This is a genomic window from Paenibacillus sp. FSL R5-0517 (assembly GCF_037974355.1).
Taxonomy (GTDB): domain Bacteria; phylum Bacillota; class Bacilli; order Paenibacillales; family Paenibacillaceae; genus Paenibacillus.
Map to the genome: position 1 here is coordinate 2234729 of NZ_CP150235.1, position 20231 is coordinate 2254959.

The following is a 20231-nucleotide window of genomic DNA, read 5'->3' on the forward strand; positions in this document are numbered from 1 at the left end:
CGTAAACTACTTTCCTTTTTAATAAGAAACAGATAGACTTGTGTGTAGAGTGTTTTTTTACATATGAAAAGGCGGAAAACGGCTTATTGGCGTACCGGACCAGAACGGAGTGAGTGATTTGTTATACAGAAGTCTTGCTAAACCTTTGTTGTTCAAAATGGACCCTGAACAGGCCCATCATCTGATTATTGGCGGCCTTAGTGGCGTGGGTAGCATCCGTCCGGTTCCTTCCGGACTGCGAGTGATGTACGGCGTTCGTGAAACGTCTGATCTGGCTGTTGACATGTTTGGGTGTCATTTCCCTACACCTGTTGGTCTGGCGGCGGGTCTGGACAAAAACGGACAGGCCGTAACGGGCTTTTCTTCCATCGGATTTGGATTCATGGAAGTGGGAACCGTGACACCACTTGCACAACCAGGTAACGACCAACCACGGCTGTTCCGTTTGCCGCCAGATGAGGCTTTGGTGAACCGAATGGGCTTCAACAATCTTGGTGCGGAAGCCATGGCAGGTGAGTTGGCACGTCTACAGGATCGGCGTATTCCAGTGGCTGTTAACATCGGCAAAAATAAGGCAACGTCTAATGAGGAAGCTCACCTGGACTATTCCAAGTGCATACAGGCACTATACGATTATGCTGATCTGTTCGTGGTGAATATCAGTTCACCAAATACACCGGATTTGCGTAATCTGCAACATGGGAATGAATTGAAGGAACTGCTCGCTGCGGTTATGAACGAGATGAATGCGCAGCATGCGCGAGCAGGCGGAGCGACCAAATCCGTTCTGGTGAAGATCGCACCGGATGTGAATGATCAGGAACTTGAATACATGGTTCGCACGATTGCAGACAGTGGTGTTGCTGGCATTATTGCAACGAACACAACCATCAGTCGTACAGGACTTTCTCACCAACATGCGAAGGAAACGGGTGGTCTGAGCGGTAAACCTCTGCGTGAACGTTCAACGGAGATTATTCGCCAGATCTATCGTCAGACCGAAGGCAAACTTCCTATCATCGGTTCAGGTGGCATTTTCACAAGTGAGGATGCATACGAGAAGATTAAAGCCGGAGCAAGCCTGGTCGAAATATATACCGCATTGATCTATGAAGGACCTGAGGTGAATCGGCGCATTCATGCCGGACTGCGTGAGTTACTGCGTAAGGATGGTTATCGTCATATCTCTGAAGCGGTTGGTGCAGAGCATCGTTAAGAAGGATTGTGATTCCCCGGTATGAAAATATAGAAGCATGGAAGAGCGTAATATGGTTCGGGACTCTTCCCCCCACCAAACATCATGTATAATGGAATAGAACAGGGGACGCTATAGAGACAGGAGGCATAAGCATGGACGGTAGAGACTGGGGTACATTTTTACTTCCTTATGAACAAGCGGTAGAGGAATTAAAAGTCAAGTTTAAGACAATGCGGGCGGAGCTGAAAAAACGGGAAGAGTATGCCCCGATTGAATTCGTTACCGGTCGTGTCAAAAAAATATCCAGTATTCTGGAGAAATCCAGACGACTGAATGTGTCGCTTGATGACGTGGAGACAGGCATTGAGGATATTGCAGGTATCCGTATCATGTGCCAATTCGTAGATGATATCCGTCGGGTTGCCGAATACATTCGAGGCCGCAAGGACCTCACGGTGCTCATTGAGAAAGATTATATTACGAATTTCAAAGAGAGTGGCTATCGCAGCTTCCATATGATTATTGAGTATCCCGTTCAGACGGCTCTGGGACAAAAGATCGTATTGGCCGAGATTCAGATCCGTACACTTGCCATGAATTTCTGGGCTACCATTGAACATTCTCTGAGTTACAAATTTCGGGAGAGTTTACCGGATGATATGCGAGCCAGGTTGAAAAAAACAGCGGAGGCCGCTTTTGTACTGGATAATGAGATGTCTGCCATTCGTCTACAGATTTTGGAGGCACAGAAGGCATTTGAGGATGATTCCAATATTGTGTCAAGAACATTGAATATCATTCATCAATTATACTTCTACCACCTTGTCAGTGAAGCGATTGAAGCACAGAAGCGTTTTAACGATTACTGGGAACGACATGATATGGAAGGGCTCAAAGACTTGCTGGATGACGTGAAAACACTTCTGAACAACGCCAGAAAGGGCGAAAACCCGGATGAGCATCTATGAGCCACTGTACATTGATTACTTAATCTACTTCAATCGGGATCAGGATTATTTCGAGTGCCATGAAGTGCTGGAAGAATTGTGGCTTGAACGGAACCGGGATTCTCTCTATAAAGGATTGTTGCAGATTGCGGTTGGTTTATACCACTTCAGGAATGGCAATCTCCGCGGAGGAACGATGATGTTACAGAGTTCACTTGACCTTCTGGAACCTTATCCTGATACGATTCTGGGCATTGACCTTGGGGCTTTGGTACGGGATGTACAGGAAATCGTGAAGGAACTGTCCCAATCAGATGATCAGTCTGTGTCTTACAGGGATTTGTCCATACGAATTGTTGATGAGGTCTTGGAACAGGAGATTTCTAGAAGATCACTTGAGCTAAAACCTAATATTCCGCAACGCCGGAGTCCTACCAGAGGGCGTATATACGAAGAGAAGATGAAGGCGATGAAGCAGGGTGAAAGTTGAGTTGTAATCAGCGTTAGCATTCATACGAGCATCTCATGGATTTGAAATTCCATGGTTATGAAACACCCCGATTATTCCTGTGAAGGGAACAATCGGGGTGTTTTTGAATGTTGCATCATATTCAGATAATTGCAGGTGGCACAGCCTGTCCTTTAACAGATCAGTGTCTGGTGTGTTAGGACCTTAATTGTGCTTAATTATGAAGTTGATCTATCCGTTAGCTTGCCGAAGGAGTGGCATTGCCTTTATATTTTTCGAAAAATTGTTTGTAATCGTCTAACGTGTAGCCTTGATCACTGCCATTCTCTTGCAGTCCGCCAACCATACGGTCTTTCTCGACACCAGCTTCATAATAGACGAGTGTAGGCGTGAACTCGATGTTGTAATCGGTCCATCCTGCTTCGAATTCGCGCAGATTGAACTGCGGAAGCTCAATACCTTCACTGTCAACCAGTGGCATCAACTGAGGTGTTGTGGCACGGCAGTGCGAGCAGTCGGAAGCGAAGAAATAAACAAAGAAGCTGTCTTTGTTATCAATCTTGGCTTTGAGATCCGCGGGAAGAATGATTTGTTGGTAATTGGGATCGCTAAGTAGCTCCCGTGTCGCTGGATTAAGCTTGGAAGCAGCGATGCCATAAGCATTTTCTACTGAATCCATCTGTTTCTTGGATTGTTGGTCTACAACAACCAATGCAGCAATCATAACGACTAAAATACCCAGGAAAATAAGGATCGCAGCACTTTTCTTTTTCTTCTTGGATTTCATCGGACATCCCCCATCGATCATATCGAAATATAGTTTGGGCAAAAATATAGGTTGGGATAATATGCATAAACACCCGGATTTTTGCTCAGGAATCAATCTACTTGCCATTATACTACATTACACGCTGTAGTGGAATAGATACGATATGATAGGAAAGCAAAGCTTGGATATGATAAAATAAAACGATATTGCAATCTTACCAAGACAGGATGAGTGGGAATATGGGTGTAAAGTTACCTTTGATATTTGCTGAGCGAATGAAAAGTTTGCTGGGTGATGAGTATGAACAATTTATGAAATCTTATGAACAGTCTCCTCATGCGGGACTGAGAGTTAATACGCTGAAAATATCGATGGAACAGTTCGATGAGATTGCTCCGTTTGATCTAAGACCTATTCCTTGGTGTGAGACAGGATTCTATGTACCTCATGGTGTTAAACCGGGGCTGCACCCTTATTATCATGCTGGTCTGTATTATATACAGGAACCAAGTGCAATGGCTCCAGTTGAATTATTGCAGGTGAAGCCTGGTGATCGTGTGCTTGATCTCTGTGCTGCCCCAGGAGGGAAAACAACACAGATTGCTGCGAAGCTGCAAGGCAAGGGTGTGCTTGTCACGAACGATATCCATGCTGAACGCACCAAAGCGCTGGCCAAGAACGTGGAATTGTACGGGGTGCGGAACGCCGTTGTTTTGAATGAGTCGCCCGAGCGGATCGCGAATGCATTTCCTCATTATTTTGACAAAGTATTAATTGATGCGCCTTGTTCAGGTGAAGGTATGTTCCGCAAGGATGAAGACATGGTGAAATCGTGGGAACATCATTCGGTGGATAAATGTGTACTCATGCAGCGGGATATTTTGGAGACTGCCGCACGATTGCTGGCTCCAGGAGGTACAATTGTATATTCGACATGTACCTTTGCGCCGGAGGAAAATGAAGCAATGATTGCGGAGTTTCTGAATGTGAACCGTGATTTCGTTGTAAAGGACATTCCTGAAGAGACAGGATTCGCTCCAGGGCGTCCGGAATGGGTGCGTCAGATGATGCCTGAGAAGGCTGATGATACAAAAGAAGTGCTGGATCAAACGCGTGGTACCGCAAGATTGTGGCCTCACCTTTTGGAAGGGGAAGGACATTATGTCGCTGTATTACAGCATCGTGCAGAGCAAGGACTCGAAACAGATCAACCAGGAGTAGTTCAAGAAGGAGCAATGGAGTATGGACAGGTCGAGGATGTGTCCAGGATTGAAGTAGAGGGGAACCAGGATCACTCTATTGCTGCTTCTTCAATTGCTATGACCAAGGCTGATCGTAAAAAGGAACGTTTGCTGCGAATCGAATCCAGAGAGTCCCATGACAGACAAGCTGGTGGAGGCAAGAATACGAGTAGATCGAGCAAAAAAGGTAAAGATTACAGTGGACGTAAATCGGAACGGGGTCAGGGACGCGGAGCTGATCCGGCAAGTATGGACCCGATTGCGATCTATACTTCGTTTATGAAAGAACAATTGGAGATGGATCTAACTGGAGAAACGGTATGTTACGGAGATCGTGTGTATCAATCATCGGTAGGTGCAGCAAGGTTGGAGGGACTGAAAGTCATTCGCCCAGGCTGGTTTATGGGCACAATCAAGAATGGCCGATTTGTTCCTTCCCACCCGCTTGCGTGTGCTCTGAATGCATCTGAGGCACGGCGAAGCGTGAATCTGTCATCGGCTAATGGCGAAGCCGTGAGGTACCTCAAGGGTGAAACGTTGAATATCGAAGAAGAACGAGTGGTGCTCAAGGCGGATACAGTCGCCAAAGGGTATGTTCTTGTGTGTGTAGATGGTTATGCCGCTGGCTGGGGAAAATGGCTGGATGGTGTATTGAAGAATGAATATCCGGCAGGCTGGAGGTGGACATCGGTATGAGTGGAAAAGGCAAACAAACGCTGCGTCTGGACAAAATATTGAGTCATATGGGTGTGGGAACACGAAGTGAACTCAAAAAGATGGTGAAGCAAGGCAGAATCCATGTGGACGGCAAGGCGGTGAAAGATAGTGGTGTACAGGTAAATCCCGAGGTCAACGTCATTGAAGCTGACGGAGAGCGGATTGTGTACCGGGAGATGATCTATCTGATGCTGCATAAACCTCCGGGTGTTGTGTCTGCTACGGAAGACAACAGAGATAAGACGGTGCTGGATCTGCTGCGCAAAGAGGATCGGGTGTTCAATCCTTTTCCTGTGGGACGATTGGATAAGGATACGGAGGGACTGCTCATTCTCACGAATGATGGTCCACTTGCCCATGATCTGTTATCTCCACGCAAGCATGTGCCCAAAACCTATGAAGCCCGTGTATTGGGAAATGTGGATGATGCGGATGTGCAACGTTTCAAAGCGGGCATTCAATTGGATGACGGATACGAGACATTGCCTGCTGAGTTGACTTTACTTGGCCGGGAAGAGACCGAAGAAGGCACGATCTCGTCGATCTCGCTTATTATTCACGAGGGGAAATTTCATCAGGTGAAACGTATGTTTCAGGCGGTGGGCAAGCGAGTGATCTATCTGAAACGCGTAGCGATGGGTGAGCTTGAATTAGCTTCCGATCTAGCCATCGGAAGCTATCGTGAACTAACCGCAGACGAGTTAAACCTTCTGCGGAAGTAAAGCTCCCGTCCTGCGCGAAGCGGAGCAGGGAGTTGTGGAGGGAAGCGAAGCCCCGATACGACCGCCGAAGGCGAGAAAGCTCCCGTCCTGCGCGAAGCGGAGCAGGGAGCTGTGGAGGGGGCGAAGCCCCGATACGACCGCCGAAGGCGAGAAAGCTCCCGTCCTGCGCGAAGCGGAGCAGGGAGTTGTGGAGGGAGGCGAAGCCCCGATACGACCGCCGAAGGCGGGAAAGCTCCCGCTCTTCACGAAGTGAAGCAGGGAGTTGTGGAAGGAGGCGAAGCCCTGATACGAACGCCGAAGGCGGGAAAGCTCCCGCTCTTCACGAAGTGAAGCAGGGAGTTGTGGAAGGAAGCGAAGCCCTGATACGAACGCCGAAGGCGGGAAAGCTCCCGTTCTTCACGAAGTGAAGCAGGGAGTTGTGGAAGGAAGCGAAGCCCCGATACGACCGCCGAAGGCGAGAAAGCTCCCGTTCTTCACGAAGTGAAGCAGGGAGTTGTGGAGGGAAGCGAAGCCCTGCCCGAAATGGTCCCGGTTAAGCTTGGGTGGGATCGCCGCTGATAAGCGGTGTTCCCGGCAACAAGCGTTCCTACGCCAACCGTTACATAGCAAGACCCGACCTACCACCGATGAGCAAGACGGGAGTCCAGAGGGCAGAGCTCTCTGGGGCCCTCCCTCGGAAGGGAGGGTTTGGGTGGGTGCGACTACTTAATAGATGAGGAATGAAGCCAGAATGACGTATAAACTAATTGCACTAGATGTAGATGGAACACTGCTGAATGACCATCATGAACTAACCGAATGGACTCAGGAGACCTTGATCCAAGCTTCCCGTCAGGGAGCAGAGATCGTTCTATGTTCAGGTAGAGGTCCTGCCAATACGATTCCTTTCATGGAGCAGATGGGACTGGATGGATATGTGATTACACATAATGGCGCTGTAACGGCGCAAGTGGATACTCGTGAGGTGGTTCATCATTTTGCATTGGATGGACAAGGACTGGAGCCGATCATATCCTACTGTCGAACCAATGGAGTACATTTTGACATCAATACGGCATTTGGTCTGTATGTGGATCAACCAGAAGGTCTGGGATTGCAGGTGCGTGAGATGTATTACAACTTTATGGCAGAGCCACTGAAGTTACCCAAGTGGGTTGACATGACAGAACCGCTGGCCAAGTTCACTGCATTTGGACCGATTGAACAGATGGATGCCGTACTTCAGGAGTGGTCTACCTGGAATCTGCCTTATTATATGACACGGAGTGGTGATTTTTTTATTGACCTGATGCATCCCGAAGCGTCCAAAGGTGCTGCGCTTAAAAGGCTTGCCGAATCCAAAGGAATCATGCCTTCGGAGATCATGGCGATTGGCAACTACTTCAACGATATTACGATGCTGACTTTTGCGGGCAAAGGCATTGCCATGGATAACTCACCTGACGAGGTGAAAGCTGCCGCGGACGAGGTGACCCTCTCTAATAACGAGCAGGGAGTAGCACACGCAATCCAAAAATATGTCTTATCGGTTTAATCCTGCATCTTATACGTAAAATGCACGCTTTCCTCATAATCTACCGTCCTCAGGGGCATCCTAAGAGAATAACGTTAGGAATTGAGGAGGACACGTGATGAAATATGATGTGGAATTGGTTGCAGACCTGCGGACATCAGGTGGAGAAGTGCAGGACGTGATGATCAATGGTCAATATGCAGGCTCACTTTTTCTCGTGTACAGAGAAGGAGACCGTTTATCAGGCAGTCTTCAGATCGAGCAGGAGTCTCTGCCAGATGACACAGAGCAACTTATTGTGGATAAAGTGCATACCTATGTCCGATCTCTTGCAGATGCGTTGGAAGCTGCATATTATGAAGTGCTGGTTAGTTGCGGCTCATTGCACTCAGTTCTGCATAAGCCTGAGTCAGATACGATGTGGCCGTCTGAGGATATGAATCATCACGATGGCAGCTATGACGATATAGACAGCAGTGAAAGTAAGGTAATTCCTGTTTCACAAGCCGAATCGTTTACATATGAAGATCGGGATCAGGTTCTGGAGATGGAAATGGTAAGCGCAGGACGCAGCATATCCACCTATATATTCAATGATGTCGAAGGACAGGAGCTTGCAGAAGCTTCTCTAAAACAATATGGCGCTGATGTGCAAGGTGAAATACACTGGTATGACGAGCCGGAAGAGAACCAATTGGAAGCCGCAGCAGAGTTGCTGGTCAGAGAGCTGGATGAGGACATCATCGATACGATTACGATCCGCATGTGGCATCAGGGGAATGAACTCGAGACGTTAGAGTGGATACATCGCGATTTCTCCGAGGAATTTGAGGATCTGGATGAATCCGATCAGGATGAGCTGGAAGCTGCTGAAGAAGCATGTTATGTCATGCTGAAACGTAAGGACCGGGAGTTCCGGGTGTATGAGCTATTTCTTCAGGAACGAGGTGGGTTGCCTGTCGGAACAGCAACAATAGACACCTCTCAATCCGATCTGACGGGATACATTGATTACGAGGTTCCTGGAACCAGTGTGCAGCGAAAGAGCCTTGTCGAAGTGTTGATGCAGGAGTTGGACAAGGAGATGGAGTTTGATACCCTTCATCTTACGATGTTGTATCGAAATCAGATTATTGATGAAGCCAGAATAGATGGGTAAAAGGCAACTGCCTTTTACCTTTTTTTGTTCTCATTTTGACGAAAAATTCATTTCCCGGTATAGTACCATTAGTTTAATAGAGCTCAGGAAGCGGAGGAGAACAATATGCACTCATTCAGGATCAGTAGCGAATATATTAACGATGGTTTTCAAGCGGTTCAGGCGAAGCCCGAAGATACGGAGGATGTGATGTCGCTGTTGGTGGAGACAGCCGAATGGTTACAGGGCCAAGGTTCTACCCAATGGAACGCTTTGCTTCAAGGTGAAGATTCACATGATACGGCAGGGGCAATTCGGCGCGGGGATGTGTTTGTATTTAAAAAAGGAGCTGACGTAGCGGGAATGGTCATCCTTATGGTTCAGCCAAGCCCGTGGGATATTCACCTCTGGGGTTCAAAAGCTTACGCCGAGGATGGCGCAATCTATCTGCATCGGCTGGCGATCCGAAGAAAATATGCCCAGAGCGGTCTGGGACGAGCAATATTGGAATGGTCCAGCAGCGGTATACACTTTGAAGGCAAACATACGGTTCGTTTGGACTGCGGAGCCGACAACGCAACGTTAAACGCCTTTTACGCGCGGAACGGGTATACTTTTTTGGGAGAGACTGATGGTTACAGTACATATGAGAAGCCGGTGGAGCTCCTGAGCTGAGCATGATGACTGTACTCTGATTTTAATTATAATTATTATCAAATATATATTGATGACAACAGCAAGTGGTTGATTGCTGGTTTGGTTTAAAGCTTTTGCTTCTGAGCGTCATGTTTCATGAATATGTTGTATATACGAGTGATAACAAAAGCTTATCAGTTCTGTTTAATTCGAGTGGTTTGAATAGCAAGATTTTTGCTGTGTCTATCGTAATATAGATGTTCCGGCTGTCCTATGTCATAATGGATAACAGAGCCGTATCAGAGAAAACAAATGAATGAATATGCATGCAATATAGGATGGGCAATTGAGAGAGATTCTCATTTTGTATCTTTACTGAACATATGTTCTGGTATATCATGAATGAAGATGTATGGAAAGAACGTATGTAGAAAGGGGGAAACTAACAGTGAGATTGCTGCAGGCGCTTTTCTTTCCTCCGGAGCAGCCCGGAGGTGTATCCTCTATGATTCCGTATATGCAAGAGAGATTTACAACCCCAAGGTGGGAAATGGATCTGTTCTCGTTGCCGAAGCGGATTCGCAACAAGGGCAGGGAGGAAGTTCATTTCGAAACGTTTGACTGGACTGAATATCAGGATAGTCCTGTTGTCCAAAAATATATTCAAACCTATCGTGATTATCTATGGTGGACCAAGTTGCGTATTCAGAAGCCCTATGATCTGATTCATGCTCACCACCCCATTGCCGGACTTGCGATGAAAACGGTCTTCCCGGATACACCTCTCATTCAGACGATTCACTCCAGTTATGAACGAGAATTAATCCTTAATGGACGCATTGAAACGGACGGACCGGAGCATCGCTTCCTGCTTGCGATATATGGTGAGCTGGAACATCAGGCAGAGCGTCTCTTGACGGTGTCAGACTCGTTCCGTCGTTATCTGGCTCCCTACGTGAAGGAACCTGATGTCATCGGTGTGATTCCCAATGGATTTGATGAGAAGCGCTTTAAGCCGATTCCTCATGATAATGCGATACCACAGCTAGTGACGGTATGTCGGCTTGTTCCGGCGAAAGGATTGGATATTCTTTTCAAAGCCTGTGCGGAACTCAAGGGCCGAGGTCATGATTATGTGTTACATATTATTGGAGATGGACCGATTCGTCCTGATCTGGAAGAATTGGCGCAGCGATTAGGGATCTATAATGAGACCATTTTCTATGGTTACACACTGCACCCTGAGGAATTCATGCCATTCTTTGATATTTTTGTACTTCCTTCACGAGCAGAGGCATTTGGTTCCGTTTTCGCTGAAGCGGCGCTGAGTTGTCTTGCCCTTGTGGGTACGGATGTAGGTGGAATACCCGAACAGATCGAGAATGGTAGCAATGGGTTGCTTGTACCGGCCGAAGATCCTTCTGCACTGGCTGAAGCGCTTGAAAAGGTGATGCTTGATCCGGCATATCGTTATGAACTTGCCCGTTCAGCATGTGAAAAAGCCAAAACACATTACTCGCTCGGCAGATCAGTCAATGAGCTGAAGAAGATGTATCTACAGTTTCCCAGCAAGACCTAAAAGAGAGAACAAAAAGTGCGAGCCGCTGTGCTAAACAGCGGCTTTTTTTTCATGCAAAAGGTGTGCGCATGAGTGATGAATTGTGGTAAGCAAACGTATGCACATATTCATGAAGTACATAAGCATGTTTATATATTTTTGCGTCCACGAAATGTACCCCAGCGGTTTAATACCAATTTGGCTGCCCAGAACAGTGCCATACTTCCGAAGATAGGGTAAAGGATAGATAGCAGAGAACTGAATCCAAACTGACTGAGTGAGTAACAGAGCAGCATAATGGTTAATGTAATGAAACGGGGATGAACGCGTATATGTTGTCTGAGTTGCAAGGTCATGCCATAGATATCGGCAACAAACGTACTGAATATTTCCATAAAAATAAGGGATACATATACAGATTGTACTGCCCATCCAAGTTGAAAGGCGATGCTGCCCATCGGAATTTCGAATTGGATGATGCCGGGCATCTGTGCCGACATGGCAAAATGGGCTGCCATTAGCATGAAACCTACACCAATTCCACCCAATACTCCGCCCCACTTCAGCACATTCCGACTACGAATCTGGTTCCCTACAGGCACCAGAACAGCTTGAGCTAACGCCAGATTAAATGAAGTGTACAACAGTGGAGACAGCCATACTTGAATAGGATTTGAGTCTGTCGTCAGTGTGATGAATCGGGAAGCTCCCGGATGATGGATGGTACTTGTGATCATGAGCAGAGATAACAGGAGCATCATAGGCACGACAATGCTATTCATTTGAAGGATAGCTTGGATGCCCCGACCGAGAAGCAGATATGTCCCTACAAGTGTGACGATTAGACCGGTCTGATAATGCAAACCGAGATGTTCGACAAAAACGGAACCTGCTCCGGCAAGCATGACACTGTTCACGCCAATGAGAATGAGAAGGGTCACCCAAGTGATCCATTTGCCCGCCTTGTGGCCGAATAAGTGTTTGTTCAGATCCTCATAAGAGCGGGATCCGGTATCGTGGGCGATCAGCATCATTTTGGTACCTAACCAGACAAAGAGCATGGTGGATAAGCCTATGGTGACGGTGGCCCATTTGCCATACTGGGTAAAAAACTGCAAAATTTCCTGCCCTGTAGCGAAGCCGGCTCCGACAACCGTTCCGATGTATGTAAATGCGATCTGCAGCACCCGAAATGCCTGTTTCATGTGTTTCCCCTCTCAGGACCCTGTATAGTTTGGACATGCGGGTACCATGGTACAAGGTATGCTTGACCCACGAAAGTCATGACAATCGATCATGAGCTTTGGCTTGAATCGCGTCTGAAGGACAGCGTCCAGGCAATTTCGCTTGAACTTATAGATAGATATATGATACTTTTACCTCATAGGATAGGCTTGGGAGGTCAAATCATGGAATTATTGAAACAACGAATTTTACAAGAGGGTGTTGTCATCTCGGATCAAGTATTGAAGCTGGATGGTCTGTTGAACCACCAGATTGATCCTGCATTAACGATGGAGATGGGGCGTGAGTTCGCTGCCCGTTTTCGTGAAAGTGGAGTGACCCGTGTAATCACGGTAGAATCCTCAGGGATTCCGGTTGCGTTTGCCGCGGCCTATGAACTTGGGGTGCCACTTGTATTCGCCCGTCGCAAAAAAACACTTCTAGCTGATCCTGATGCTTACTGTGAACGCGTACCGTCCTTTACCAAAGGAATTGTAACTGACATTATGGTATCTCGCGAGTTCATTCATGAGAATGACCGTATTTTGTTCATTGATGATATTATTGCCAATGGAGATGCCGCTCGTGGCGTCATCAAAATCATTGAGCGTTCCGGTGCGGAACTCGTCGGATTCGGTGTTGTGGTAGAGAAATGTTTCCAGGCAGGGGCACGAACGATTCGTGAACAGGGGATTCCGGTGGAAGCCTTGGTACGCATTCGTTCCCTGAACGATGGGACGGTACAATTTGACGATAACGAAATGTGACATTTTAAAGGAATAGGGCCTATTTTTTGAACTATGCCTTTGCATGGCCGCTAATTTCATTTATAATGGGGTTATGTTAGGGAGAGGAGGCAACACCATGGGGAACCAACCGGCAACAGAACAATTCTTTAATGATAAGCTGGCGGAATCGAAAGTTCATTTTGAACGTGCCCTGGATTGTAAACATACGGAATTCGATGACCTTTATCCCTATATGATTGAACATCCTCAATTTTTCTGGTACAAACGCTATGTTGCCTGGTCAGAATTACTGACGATTGTAGGCTTATGCGAAGAGTTGTCCTTCTCTTGGAAAGAACAATTTACACCGCATCAAGTGGAGTACCTTGAAGAACGTGTGATGTCCGCCAAAGTGCTTGATTTTTGGTTCGAGAAGAACGACAGCAAAGAGCACGCGCAGCGGTAACTTTCAGTCGGGACATAATTTCGAATGACATGACAGTCCAATACAGTCACGTGAGACCTAAATGACTTATCATTTAGGTCTCTTTTTGTAAATAAATTTGGAATATAGGAGCCATGAACATGATTAGTGATACAGAATTGGACGCCCTGCGTCTGTCAGGTGAGAAAGTCAGAGTAGTACGGGACGAGCTGGAATCGAACGATGTAACCGGGATTGTCGTTGCCTGGGATGGCGAGCAGGTACTTATCCGTCGTCAGAATCGACGTGTCGTCAAGTTGGATCGTGGTTACCACTATCAGTTGTTCAGCGAACCCCGGCAAAGTCCACTTGGTGAGTAACAGCGATCATTATGTCAGAAGTATGAGCGTACAAATGTTTGGAATTACCATGATTTCTTAGCATAATTGACTCACTCGGGAGAGAAGATAGGTACAGTGAAGAAATTCTGTAACTATAGCCGAGAGGGTGTGCTGCAAGACATGACATTGATGAATGATAAAGTTCATGCCTACAAGGATCAGATTGGAGCATTAAGTGATGTGCTGCCAGGTGTGGTGAAGTCGTATCATGAGTTTACCGGAGAATGCTTCCAACCTGGGGCGATTGATGCGAAGACCAAACAGCTCATCGCGCTTGGTATTGGCTTGTTCGCCAACAATGAGGTATGTACCTTCTATCATGTAGAAGAAGCACGTGCCAAGGGCGCTACAGATCAGGAGATTATGGAGACCGTTGCTGTGGCCGGAGCTGTAGGAGGCGGACATGCCCTGTCCCAGGGCGCGATGCGAGTGCAGAAGGCGCTGCATTAAGTGTAGATGGAGGTAGTCCAAGGACTGTCCTCCTAAAGAGGAAATCAAACAAAAGAGGAGGTTCCGGTTGATCCGGAGCCTCCTCTTTGATATTATACCTACATTTTCCCTAACATTTTATCGTACATAAACTGTCCAGTTACCCGACGTGCTGTTACGTAACGATCATTGAAATAAGGATTGCTCATTTTGGTGATGCTTACCCCTTTGCTGCTGGATGCATGTGCAAATTGTCCGCCGCCGATATAAACACCTGTATGTGAAATGCCTTTGCCTGTTGTGTTAAAGAACACCAGATCACCTGTCCGAACATTGCTCTTGGCTACTGGAGTACCTGCTTTGGCTTGCTGTTGCGAAGTACGTGGCAATTCAATGCTGTATTTATTGAAAATATATCTCATAAACCCGGAACAGTCGAACCCGGCCAGAGTCGTGCCACCCCACTTGTAAGGAATACCTGTCATGTTGTTCACTACGGAGTTAATACTGCTTGCCTCTGTGCTTGTTGCCCCGGATGTAAATAGTACAGCCGCTCCAAAAATGGAGATAATCAGTTTTTTCAAAATCAATGTTCTCCCTTCGATGCCTACGGAGTTAGCTAAGGGTTCGGTAGAAGGTTCCCTATATTTCCTATGTATAAGAATAATTCACCCAAAATGGTTCCCCCGTTTTCAAACCTGAAACTCGGCAATGAATAATTAAGTTTTTGTAACTATTTGAAACTATATTGCATAAATGCGTAATTGTCAAACCCTTTTAAACCCCTTCGTAATACCTCAATGTTAGCGGAATTAACGATTTTATATGAAAGAAGGCGTCAAGTTTGGGTATCATTGATGACAAAAACGTCATTATTGATTCGTTTGAGACGAAATTGGATAAATAAATAAGTTTGTCATGAGTTAAAAGAACTATCCGTTATGTAGAATTTAAGAGATTATATTCATTAAGTTGCATATATTGACAAAAATTGATTTTTTGCATATCATCTGATTATCCAATCCACATATTGGATAAAAATAGATTTTATTATGTTATATATTTAAATTAAGGAGGTTTAAGGACGGGCGTTATAGGTAAGGTAGAATTGTGGATGTTATTACAATGAACATGGGAGAGTGTTACATTTGAAAGCAAAGAAAATAGTTACTTTTGTCCTGGCATGCGCCATGGTGTTCTCATCAGTTGGAATTGCAGTTCTCCCTGTAGGGACGGTATCTGCTGCTGATGCATCGGGTACTACAGCGAGTATTTCAGATATTTTGAAGAACCAACTGCCGGATGGAGGTTGGAGAAAAGATTATAAACAAACAAGTGGAGAGTGGGCGAAGTCCACGATTGACAACAAGGCTACATATTCAGAAATTAGAAGATTGGCGAAGGAATTTAAAAAGACGAATGATCCACGCTACTCCACAGCTGCAATCAAAGGAATCAACTTTTTGATCAATATGCAGTATTCAAACGGCGGATGGCCACAAGTCTACCAAAGCTCTGGATATCACAAGCATATTACCTACAATGATGATGCAATGATTAATGTAATGATCATGCTCGATGAAGTAGCAACACGCAAAGGTGATTTCTCATTTATCGACAGTACACTTGCTAATCGCAGTAAAAATTCAGTTGCCAAAGGTGTGGAGGCGATTCTGAATACTCAGGTCGTCTCAGGCGGGAAGCTTACAGCATGGGGACAACAACATGATTCCAGTTCCCTTAAACCAGCGAGCGCAAGAATCTACGAAGTACCATCGCTGACAGCTGGAGAGAGTGTAACGATTGTTAAATTTCTGAAAACAAGGCCTGCTACCGCTAAAATTACCGCATCCATTAAAGGAGCAGAGGACTGGTTTAACAAGGTGAAAATTACGGGTTACAAGTATGAAAGGGCAAATGGTGATAGCAAGATTATCGCTGATTCCAAAGCAGCACCGATCTGGGCACGCTTCTATGAAATAGGAACGGATAGACCCATTTTCATTGGACGAGACGGGGTAGTTAAATACAAATTGAGTGACATTGATAAAGAAAGAAGAGGCGGTTATGCCTGGTATGGCAATTGGCCTTCCAAGCTGTAGTATGACTCCTTTTTGATGAACCAAATGATTAGTTGAAGGTAAAGCCCGAAATGGACAAGCATGTCTGGTTCGGGCTTTCATGTTATTATTTTCAGTGTTGACATGATAGATTGGGCATGATATATTATTTCTTGTCGCCGAGATTAATCACGGAGATATAATATGCGGTCGTGGCGGAATTGGCAGACGCGCACGGTTCAGGTCCGTGTGGGCTAACCCCCCGTGGAGGTTCGAGTCCTCTCGACCGCATCGAATAAAAAGACTCCTCAAGCTAACGCATGAGGAGTCTTTTTTTGTTTGCATTTTTTGATATTATCCTAACATCAACCATACGGAATGTTTTATTGTGCTGCGGTAACATTAATGCTGTCAATATTCGGTCCTTCCGTTCCCGTTGTAACCACTTTCAAGGTATTGGTCCCGGTGTTCATGGGAACTTGTATTGTTTTTTCAACCCAAGTGGACCAACTTCCCGTTGCTGGAAAGGGCTCATTGCTGATAACTTTGGTTCCGTTAACAAAAATGTCGAGGTTACGTGTTCCGCTTTCCAGCGCATAACGAAACTTTACATTTTTGGTGCCTGTAATCGTGTTGTTAATAGCGTTCCATTGAATGGCTGAACCAGTCATTGCATTGAAGTTGACATACCCGGAGCCTGTGTAACCGGGGTAGATCGTTTCAATGGCAGCTTCCGTAAGTGTTGTTCCGGTCTCTGCTTCATAAGTAGTGCCGCTGCCTGTATTTCCGCCGTTATTCCCACCAGTAATGTTGGCAACAAATGTTGTTACGCTCTGAGCGGGGAGTTGTGCCGTGAAGGCTCCATTGGATACGGTAAGCGAGGCTCCGCTTGCCAGGTTGCGACTGCTGTCCGTAACCCATGAGGACACCGTGGAGGCATTACCATTCTGCAGAACGAATTTTTGGCTTGTGGCCGAAGTTCCACGGTTAATTGCCACGACGACTACTTTGTTATCCCCTTTATAGGCTGAGACAAATGTGTTCGTATCCGGATTTTTCGTTGCATCGACTCGCAGGTAGCCTGGACGCACGAATTTAGAGAAATGAGCCATATTATAACCGCGTTTGCTTATGGTACCGTCCTCTTTCATCGGACCATACTGTCTGCGGATGTACCACCACACATAGGCCTGGAAATCACCCTCCACCATGGCATTGTGCATGTGATAGGAAACCTCCAGTGCTTCAGGCCAGCGGTCTGCTGAGTTGTTGTCACTGTTCGGAACATATACCTCAGTCATCCACAGTTCTTTACCGGCTCCTTTTTGCTTAAAGAGAGGATAGGCAAAGTTCGAAATCTGGGTTCCATACGTATGTGCTCCCAGAATGTCCATGTTGGCAAGTGCCTGCGGATCATTCAGGATTGGATCGGATATGTTCTTCAAGTACTGGAAGGATTCAGGTGCCATGACTTTGGTACCTTGAATGGACCCGGCATTTTCTTTCATGAAACGAAGAATTTCTTGTGGAGTCCACCAGGTCCAGTCATGCGCGTAATCCGGTTCATTTTGCACAGAAATGGCATACAGATCTACGCCGTTATTTTTCATATAGGTTACAAAGTCATTCAGATGTTGCGCATATGCGGCATATTTGTCGTATTTCAAACGTTTGGCATTGGTATCTCCATTACGGTTGAACGTTTCCACCATGCTGCTCGGAGGATTCCATGGGGAGGCGAATACGATAGCTCCCTTCTCAATAGCCCGTTTCGCTGTGGCAACTTCACGATACCAGTTATTGGAATCTGGATCGACGTAGATCCTCAGAATTGAAAAGCCTAACTGATTCTGGTCATTACCAAAAGCAGTCTCACGTTGAGCGGGAGTCAGATCACCAATCCAGGCGGGAAGGTTAATACCCCCAAAGCCCTTGATCAGTTGTTTTTCCGAGGATAAATTAATGTTGGCATCACTTGCCGCCGAAACTTGTGTCGGGGTTAACATCAGGGGTAGTGCTGTTAAACAGGCCAATAAAACATTGATCGTTTTTTTGAATTTGAATTTCACTACTTTCATCCTCCTCGATAATGGTAAATGGTTACATAGAGAAACCGTGACCAGGGAAATAAAAAGAGCTGATAGTCTGGCATTTATTTTATGTAAACCCTTTCAAAACCCCCTTCCAAAAAGTATAGGAAAGAAATGAAACACATTAACTTCTTTCATTTGTTGATTCTACTAAATAATTGCCAAACTGAAAACCTTACAAATTACAGTATTTTTTCTAATTAATCTCTTTTTCTAGCAGTTCAATGACATTTCTTGTCTGATTGTAAAGGTGAAAACGGGGAGATGGCGTGGTTCTCTGAAGATACAGGTCTCCAGTGGTGGGGATATTGTGATTAAGGAAGGCATTGGCTTACATATTCCCCCCTTCATTATCAAACAATGAAATCACAGAAACTTACGGGGAGGGAGTCATGATGATGGAAAATAGAAAGCATTTTCGATTCATTGCAGGTTGCATGGTATTGTTGATTGTAATTTGCGCAGGGATATCGGCAGGAGGGCCAACAGCGGCAGCTTCAGAGTCCACATCGAATCATAAACGATTAGCGATTATCATCGATGATGTTGGTAACGACATGAAAGGTACCGCAGAGATCTTGGCAATGCCAATTAAACTTACGGTAGCAGTCATGCCTTTTTTGCCAACAACGAAGAAAGATGCGATAGCTGCACATGAAAAGGGGATGGATGTGATTGTGCACATGCCCATGGAACCCAAGAAAGGAAGACCTGAATGGCTGGGCCCGGGTGCAATCACATCCAATCTGACAGATGCGGAAGTCCGCTCACGCGTGGAAAAAGCGATTGATGATGTGCCCTACGCAATTGGCATGAACAATCATATGGGTTCCAAAATTACTTCGGACAAACGCATCATGTCCATTGTGCTCGATGTATGCAAGGAGCGGGGCCTATTCTTTGTAGACAGCCGTACGAACTTTCGCTCCGTGGTGGGGGAACTGGCCATATCCAAAAACATGCCACCTGTAGGTAATGACATTTTCCTGGATGATCAGAACTCCAAACAACACATTCGCAAGCAAATGGATCTGGCAGCTCGTCGTGCAATCGACAAGGAGACCTGTGTTGTTATTGGTCATGTCGGACATAGCGGGATGAACACATCAGCTGTAGTTCGTGAATCCGTTTCCCGTCTGCAGGGTCAGGTTGAGTTTGTAGGTATTGGCGATCTTGTGCGCGAAGTGTGGAACTGGCACGCTACCCCTACACTACCGACAGATAATAAATAATGCCGCTCGCAATAGACTCTGCGATTCGTTTTTGCTCTGCGGGGTCACTCATTCTGGCCCGGTCTTCGGCATTGCTCAAAAATCCGGTTTCGACGATGACGGCTGGCTGCTTCACGTAATTCAATAAATAAAAGGGCTTGCCCCACACGACTCCGTGCTCCGTTTTGAACATTTGGTTCATGGCGTCCTGGATGGATTGGGCTAACAGATAGCTTCTGCCTTCCTTCTGGTGCAATACCACGGGGCCGTGTGCAGACGATCGGGGACTCCAGTTCGCATGGATGCTGACCACGATATCCGTACTTACTTCTTCGCTAAGGCTCTTACGTTGGGCAAGATCTCTGGTATGACGCGAGCGGCTGTTCAGCCAGCGGTTGTCGTCACTAAGGGCGTAATCACCAAGTCGATTGATGATAACGGCATAACCTTTGCTGCGAAGCAGGAGATAGACTTTTTGGCTAATGGCGAGGTTGATATCTTTTTCCAGCACACCCTGGGCTGACGTACCGCCGTCAATACCGCCATGGCCTACATCGAGCAGGATAACTGGTGCTGCAAAGGCATGATGACTTGAGCGATAAGCATCTCCATCGGTCACAGGCAGCATGGATGGACTGTTCTGGGACGGGGCTGCTTTTCCATCTGCGACATGGGGCAGCATGGTAAGGCAATAGAAGCTGATTAACAAGGCTACCGAAGCGGTCAGCAGCTTATACATGGGATACACACTCCTTC

At 46.3% G+C, this 20231-nt stretch carries 20 protein-coding genes, 1 tRNA gene and 1 riboswitch; of the genes, 16 read left to right on the forward strand and 5 right to left on the reverse strand.

Annotation, left to right across the window (positions count from 1 at the left end):
• The first annotated feature begins 118 nt into the window (after positions 1-118).
• From MKX40_RS10075 to MKX40_RS10085, 3 genes are all read left to right on the forward strand, one after another.
• Complete coding sequence (locus MKX40_RS10075) at positions 119-1216, forward strand: quinone-dependent dihydroorotate dehydrogenase (protein ID WP_339241202.1); 1098 nt, start codon at positions 119-121, stop codon at positions 1214-1216.
• Positions 1217-1350: 134 nt separating this feature from the next.
• Complete coding sequence (locus MKX40_RS10080) at positions 1351-2166, forward strand: GTP pyrophosphokinase family protein (protein ID WP_124113953.1); 816 nt, start codon at positions 1351-1353, stop codon at positions 2164-2166.
• The gene (locus MKX40_RS10085; RefSeq protein WP_339241206.1) at positions 2153-2635 is read left to right on the forward strand and encodes a DUF309 domain-containing protein; all 483 of its coding nucleotides are present in this window, start codon (positions 2153-2155) and stop codon (positions 2633-2635) included. The genes MKX40_RS10080 and MKX40_RS10085 overlap by 14 nt, the downstream gene beginning before the upstream one ends.
• A gap of 217 nt (positions 2636-2852) precedes the next feature.
• Here MKX40_RS10085 and MKX40_RS10090 read toward each other — a convergent pair whose 3' ends face one another.
• Positions 2853-3401: a thioredoxin family protein gene (locus MKX40_RS10090; protein ID WP_339241208.1), complete on the reverse strand. Its 549-nt coding sequence runs from the start codon at positions 3399-3401 to the stop codon at positions 2853-2855.
• Positions 3402-3622: 221 nt separating this feature from the next.
• On the opposite strand from MKX40_RS10090, the gene MKX40_RS10095 reads away from it, so the two are divergent.
• The 6 genes from MKX40_RS10095 to MKX40_RS10120 all read left to right on the forward strand — a co-directional run bounded on the left by MKX40_RS10095 (position 3623) and on the right by MKX40_RS10120 (position 10929).
• On the forward strand, positions 3623-5320 hold the full coding sequence (locus tag MKX40_RS10095) for an RsmB/NOP family class I SAM-dependent RNA methyltransferase (RefSeq protein WP_339241210.1): 1698 nt from the start codon (positions 3623-3625) through the stop codon (positions 5318-5320).
• On the forward strand, positions 5317-6063 hold the full coding sequence (locus MKX40_RS10100; protein WP_339241212.1) for a pseudouridine synthase: 747 nt from the start codon (positions 5317-5319) through the stop codon (positions 6061-6063). Before MKX40_RS10095 ends, MKX40_RS10100 begins: the two co-directional genes overlap by 4 nt.
• A 730-nt stretch (positions 6064-6793) precedes the next feature.
• Entirely contained in the window at positions 6794-7597 is an 804-nt protein-coding gene (locus MKX40_RS10105; RefSeq protein ID WP_036670159.1) for a Cof-type HAD-IIB family hydrolase, read from the forward strand.
• Between the two features lie 97 nt (positions 7598-7694).
• Positions 7695-8735, forward strand: coding sequence for a hypothetical protein (locus tag MKX40_RS10110; RefSeq protein WP_339241214.1), 1041 nt, complete (start codon positions 7695-7697; stop codon positions 8733-8735).
• Positions 8736-8840: 105 nt separating this feature from the next.
• Positions 8841-9389, forward strand: a complete 549-nt coding sequence (locus MKX40_RS10115) for a GNAT family N-acetyltransferase (RefSeq protein WP_339241215.1) — start codon at positions 8841-8843, stop codon at positions 9387-9389.
• A 409-nt stretch (positions 9390-9798) separates the two neighbouring features.
• Positions 9799-10929 carry a glycosyltransferase family 4 protein gene (locus MKX40_RS10120; RefSeq protein ID WP_339241216.1) on the forward strand — a complete coding sequence of 377 codons (1131 nt, stop codon included), beginning with the start codon at positions 9799-9801 and terminating at the stop codon, positions 10927-10929.
• A 128-nt stretch (positions 10930-11057) separates the two neighbouring features.
• On the opposite strand, the gene MKX40_RS10125 is transcribed toward MKX40_RS10120, so the two are convergent.
• Positions 11058-12113 (reverse strand): hypothetical protein, encoded by a 1056-nt coding sequence (locus MKX40_RS10125; RefSeq protein WP_339241217.1) that lies wholly within the window; start codon positions 12111-12113, stop codon positions 11058-11060.
• Between the two features lie 204 nt (positions 12114-12317).
• Between MKX40_RS10125 and MKX40_RS10130 the strand changes: the two genes are divergently transcribed.
• The 4 genes from MKX40_RS10130 (at position 12318) to MKX40_RS10145 (ending at position 14135) form a co-directional block, all read left to right on the forward strand.
• Positions 12318-12899: a xanthine phosphoribosyltransferase gene (locus MKX40_RS10130; RefSeq protein ID WP_124113961.1), complete on the forward strand. Its 582-nt coding sequence runs from the start codon at positions 12318-12320 to the stop codon at positions 12897-12899.
• 97 nt (positions 12900-12996) lie between these two features.
• A complete protein-coding gene (locus MKX40_RS10135; RefSeq protein WP_036609615.1) occupies positions 12997-13326 on the forward strand; it encodes a hypothetical protein in 330 nt (109 codons plus the stop codon).
• Positions 13327-13445: 119 nt separating this feature from the next.
• Positions 13446-13664, forward strand: coding sequence for a hypothetical protein (locus MKX40_RS10140; RefSeq protein WP_339241220.1), 219 nt, complete (start codon positions 13446-13448; stop codon positions 13662-13664).
• A gap of 141 nt (positions 13665-13805) precedes the next feature.
• A complete protein-coding gene (locus MKX40_RS10145) occupies positions 13806-14135 on the forward strand; it encodes a carboxymuconolactone decarboxylase family protein (protein ID WP_339243003.1) in 330 nt (109 codons plus the stop codon).
• Positions 14136-14233: 98 nt separating this feature from the next.
• Here the strand turns inward: MKX40_RS10145 and MKX40_RS10150 are convergent, their stop codons facing one another.
• Positions 14234-14698 carry a C40 family peptidase gene (locus tag MKX40_RS10150; protein WP_339241221.1) on the reverse strand — a complete coding sequence of 155 codons (465 nt, stop codon included), beginning with the start codon at positions 14696-14698 and terminating at the stop codon, positions 14234-14236.
• 5 nt (positions 14699-14703) lie between these two features.
• Positions 14704-14835: riboswitch (cyclic di-AMP (ydaO/yuaA leader) on the reverse strand.
• Positions 14836-15253: 418 nt separating this feature from the next.
• Here MKX40_RS10150 and pelA point away from each other — a divergent pair.
• On the forward strand, positions 15254-16216 hold the full coding sequence (gene pelA / locus MKX40_RS10155) for a pectate lyase (protein ID WP_339241225.1): 963 nt from the start codon (positions 15254-15256) through the stop codon (positions 16214-16216).
• A gap of 164 nt (positions 16217-16380) precedes the next feature.
• Positions 16381-16465 (forward strand) — tRNA-Leu (locus MKX40_RS10160).
• Positions 16466-16557: 92 nt separating this feature from the next.
• Here MKX40_RS10160 and MKX40_RS10165 read toward each other — a convergent pair.
• Positions 16558-18243 (reverse strand): carbohydrate-binding protein, encoded by a 1686-nt coding sequence (locus tag MKX40_RS10165; RefSeq protein WP_339241228.1) that lies wholly within the window; start codon positions 18241-18243, stop codon positions 16558-16560.
• Positions 18244-18656: 413 nt separating this feature from the next.
• Between MKX40_RS10165 and MKX40_RS10170 the strand changes: the two genes are divergently transcribed.
• Positions 18657-19496, forward strand: coding sequence for a divergent polysaccharide deacetylase family protein (locus MKX40_RS10170; protein ID WP_339241230.1), 840 nt, complete (start codon positions 18657-18659; stop codon positions 19494-19496).
• On the opposite strand, the gene MKX40_RS10175 is transcribed toward MKX40_RS10170, so the two are convergent.
• The gene (locus tag MKX40_RS10175) at positions 19471-20214 is read right to left on the reverse strand and encodes an N-acetylmuramoyl-L-alanine amidase (RefSeq protein ID WP_339241231.1); all 744 of its coding nucleotides are present in this window, start codon (positions 20212-20214) and stop codon (positions 19471-19473) included. The genes MKX40_RS10170 and MKX40_RS10175 overlap by 26 nt on opposite strands.
• Positions 20215-20231: the final 17 nt, after the last annotated feature.

What these genes read in the sequence shown, in the direction of transcription:
- MKX40_RS10080 (WP_124113953.1), top strand. Translation starts at nt 1,351, where the DNA reads ATGGACGGTAGAGACTGGGGTACATTTTTACTTCCTTATGAACAAGCG.
- MKX40_RS10105 (WP_036670159.1), top strand. Translation starts at nt 6,794, where the DNA reads ATGACGTATAAACTAATTGCACTAGATGTAGATGGAACACTGCTGAAT.
- MKX40_RS10145 (WP_339243003.1), top strand. Translation starts at nt 13,806, where the DNA reads ATGACATTGATGAATGATAAAGTTCATGCCTACAAGGATCAGATTGGA.
- MKX40_RS10170 (WP_339241230.1), top strand. Translation starts at nt 18,657, where the DNA reads ATGATGATGGAAAATAGAAAGCATTTTCGATTCATTGCAGGTTGCATG.
- MKX40_RS10085 (WP_339241206.1), top strand. Translation starts at nt 2,153, where the DNA reads ATGAGCATCTATGAGCCACTGTACATTGATTACTTAATCTACTTCAAT.
- MKX40_RS10090 (WP_339241208.1), bottom strand. Translation starts at nt 3,401, where the DNA reads ATGAAATCCAAGAAGAAAAAGAAAAGTGCTGCGATCCTTATTTTCCTG.
- MKX40_RS10125 (WP_339241217.1), bottom strand. Translation starts at nt 12,113, where the DNA reads ATGAAACAGGCATTTCGGGTGCTGCAGATCGCATTTACATACATCGGA.
- MKX40_RS10095 (WP_339241210.1), top strand. Translation starts at nt 3,623, where the DNA reads ATGGGTGTAAAGTTACCTTTGATATTTGCTGAGCGAATGAAAAGTTTG.
- MKX40_RS10115 (WP_339241215.1), top strand. Translation starts at nt 8,841, where the DNA reads ATGCACTCATTCAGGATCAGTAGCGAATATATTAACGATGGTTTTCAA.
- MKX40_RS10130 (WP_124113961.1), top strand. Translation starts at nt 12,318, where the DNA reads ATGGAATTATTGAAACAACGAATTTTACAAGAGGGTGTTGTCATCTCG.
- MKX40_RS10135 (WP_036609615.1), top strand. Translation starts at nt 12,997, where the DNA reads ATGGGGAACCAACCGGCAACAGAACAATTCTTTAATGATAAGCTGGCG.
- MKX40_RS10175 (WP_339241231.1), bottom strand. Translation starts at nt 20,214, where the DNA reads ATGTATAAGCTGCTGACCGCTTCGGTAGCCTTGTTAATCAGCTTCTAT.
- MKX40_RS10110 (WP_339241214.1), top strand. Translation starts at nt 7,695, where the DNA reads ATGAAATATGATGTGGAATTGGTTGCAGACCTGCGGACATCAGGTGGA.
- MKX40_RS10140 (WP_339241220.1), top strand. Translation starts at nt 13,446, where the DNA reads ATGATTAGTGATACAGAATTGGACGCCCTGCGTCTGTCAGGTGAGAAA.
- MKX40_RS10100 (WP_339241212.1), top strand. Translation starts at nt 5,317, where the DNA reads ATGAGTGGAAAAGGCAAACAAACGCTGCGTCTGGACAAAATATTGAGT.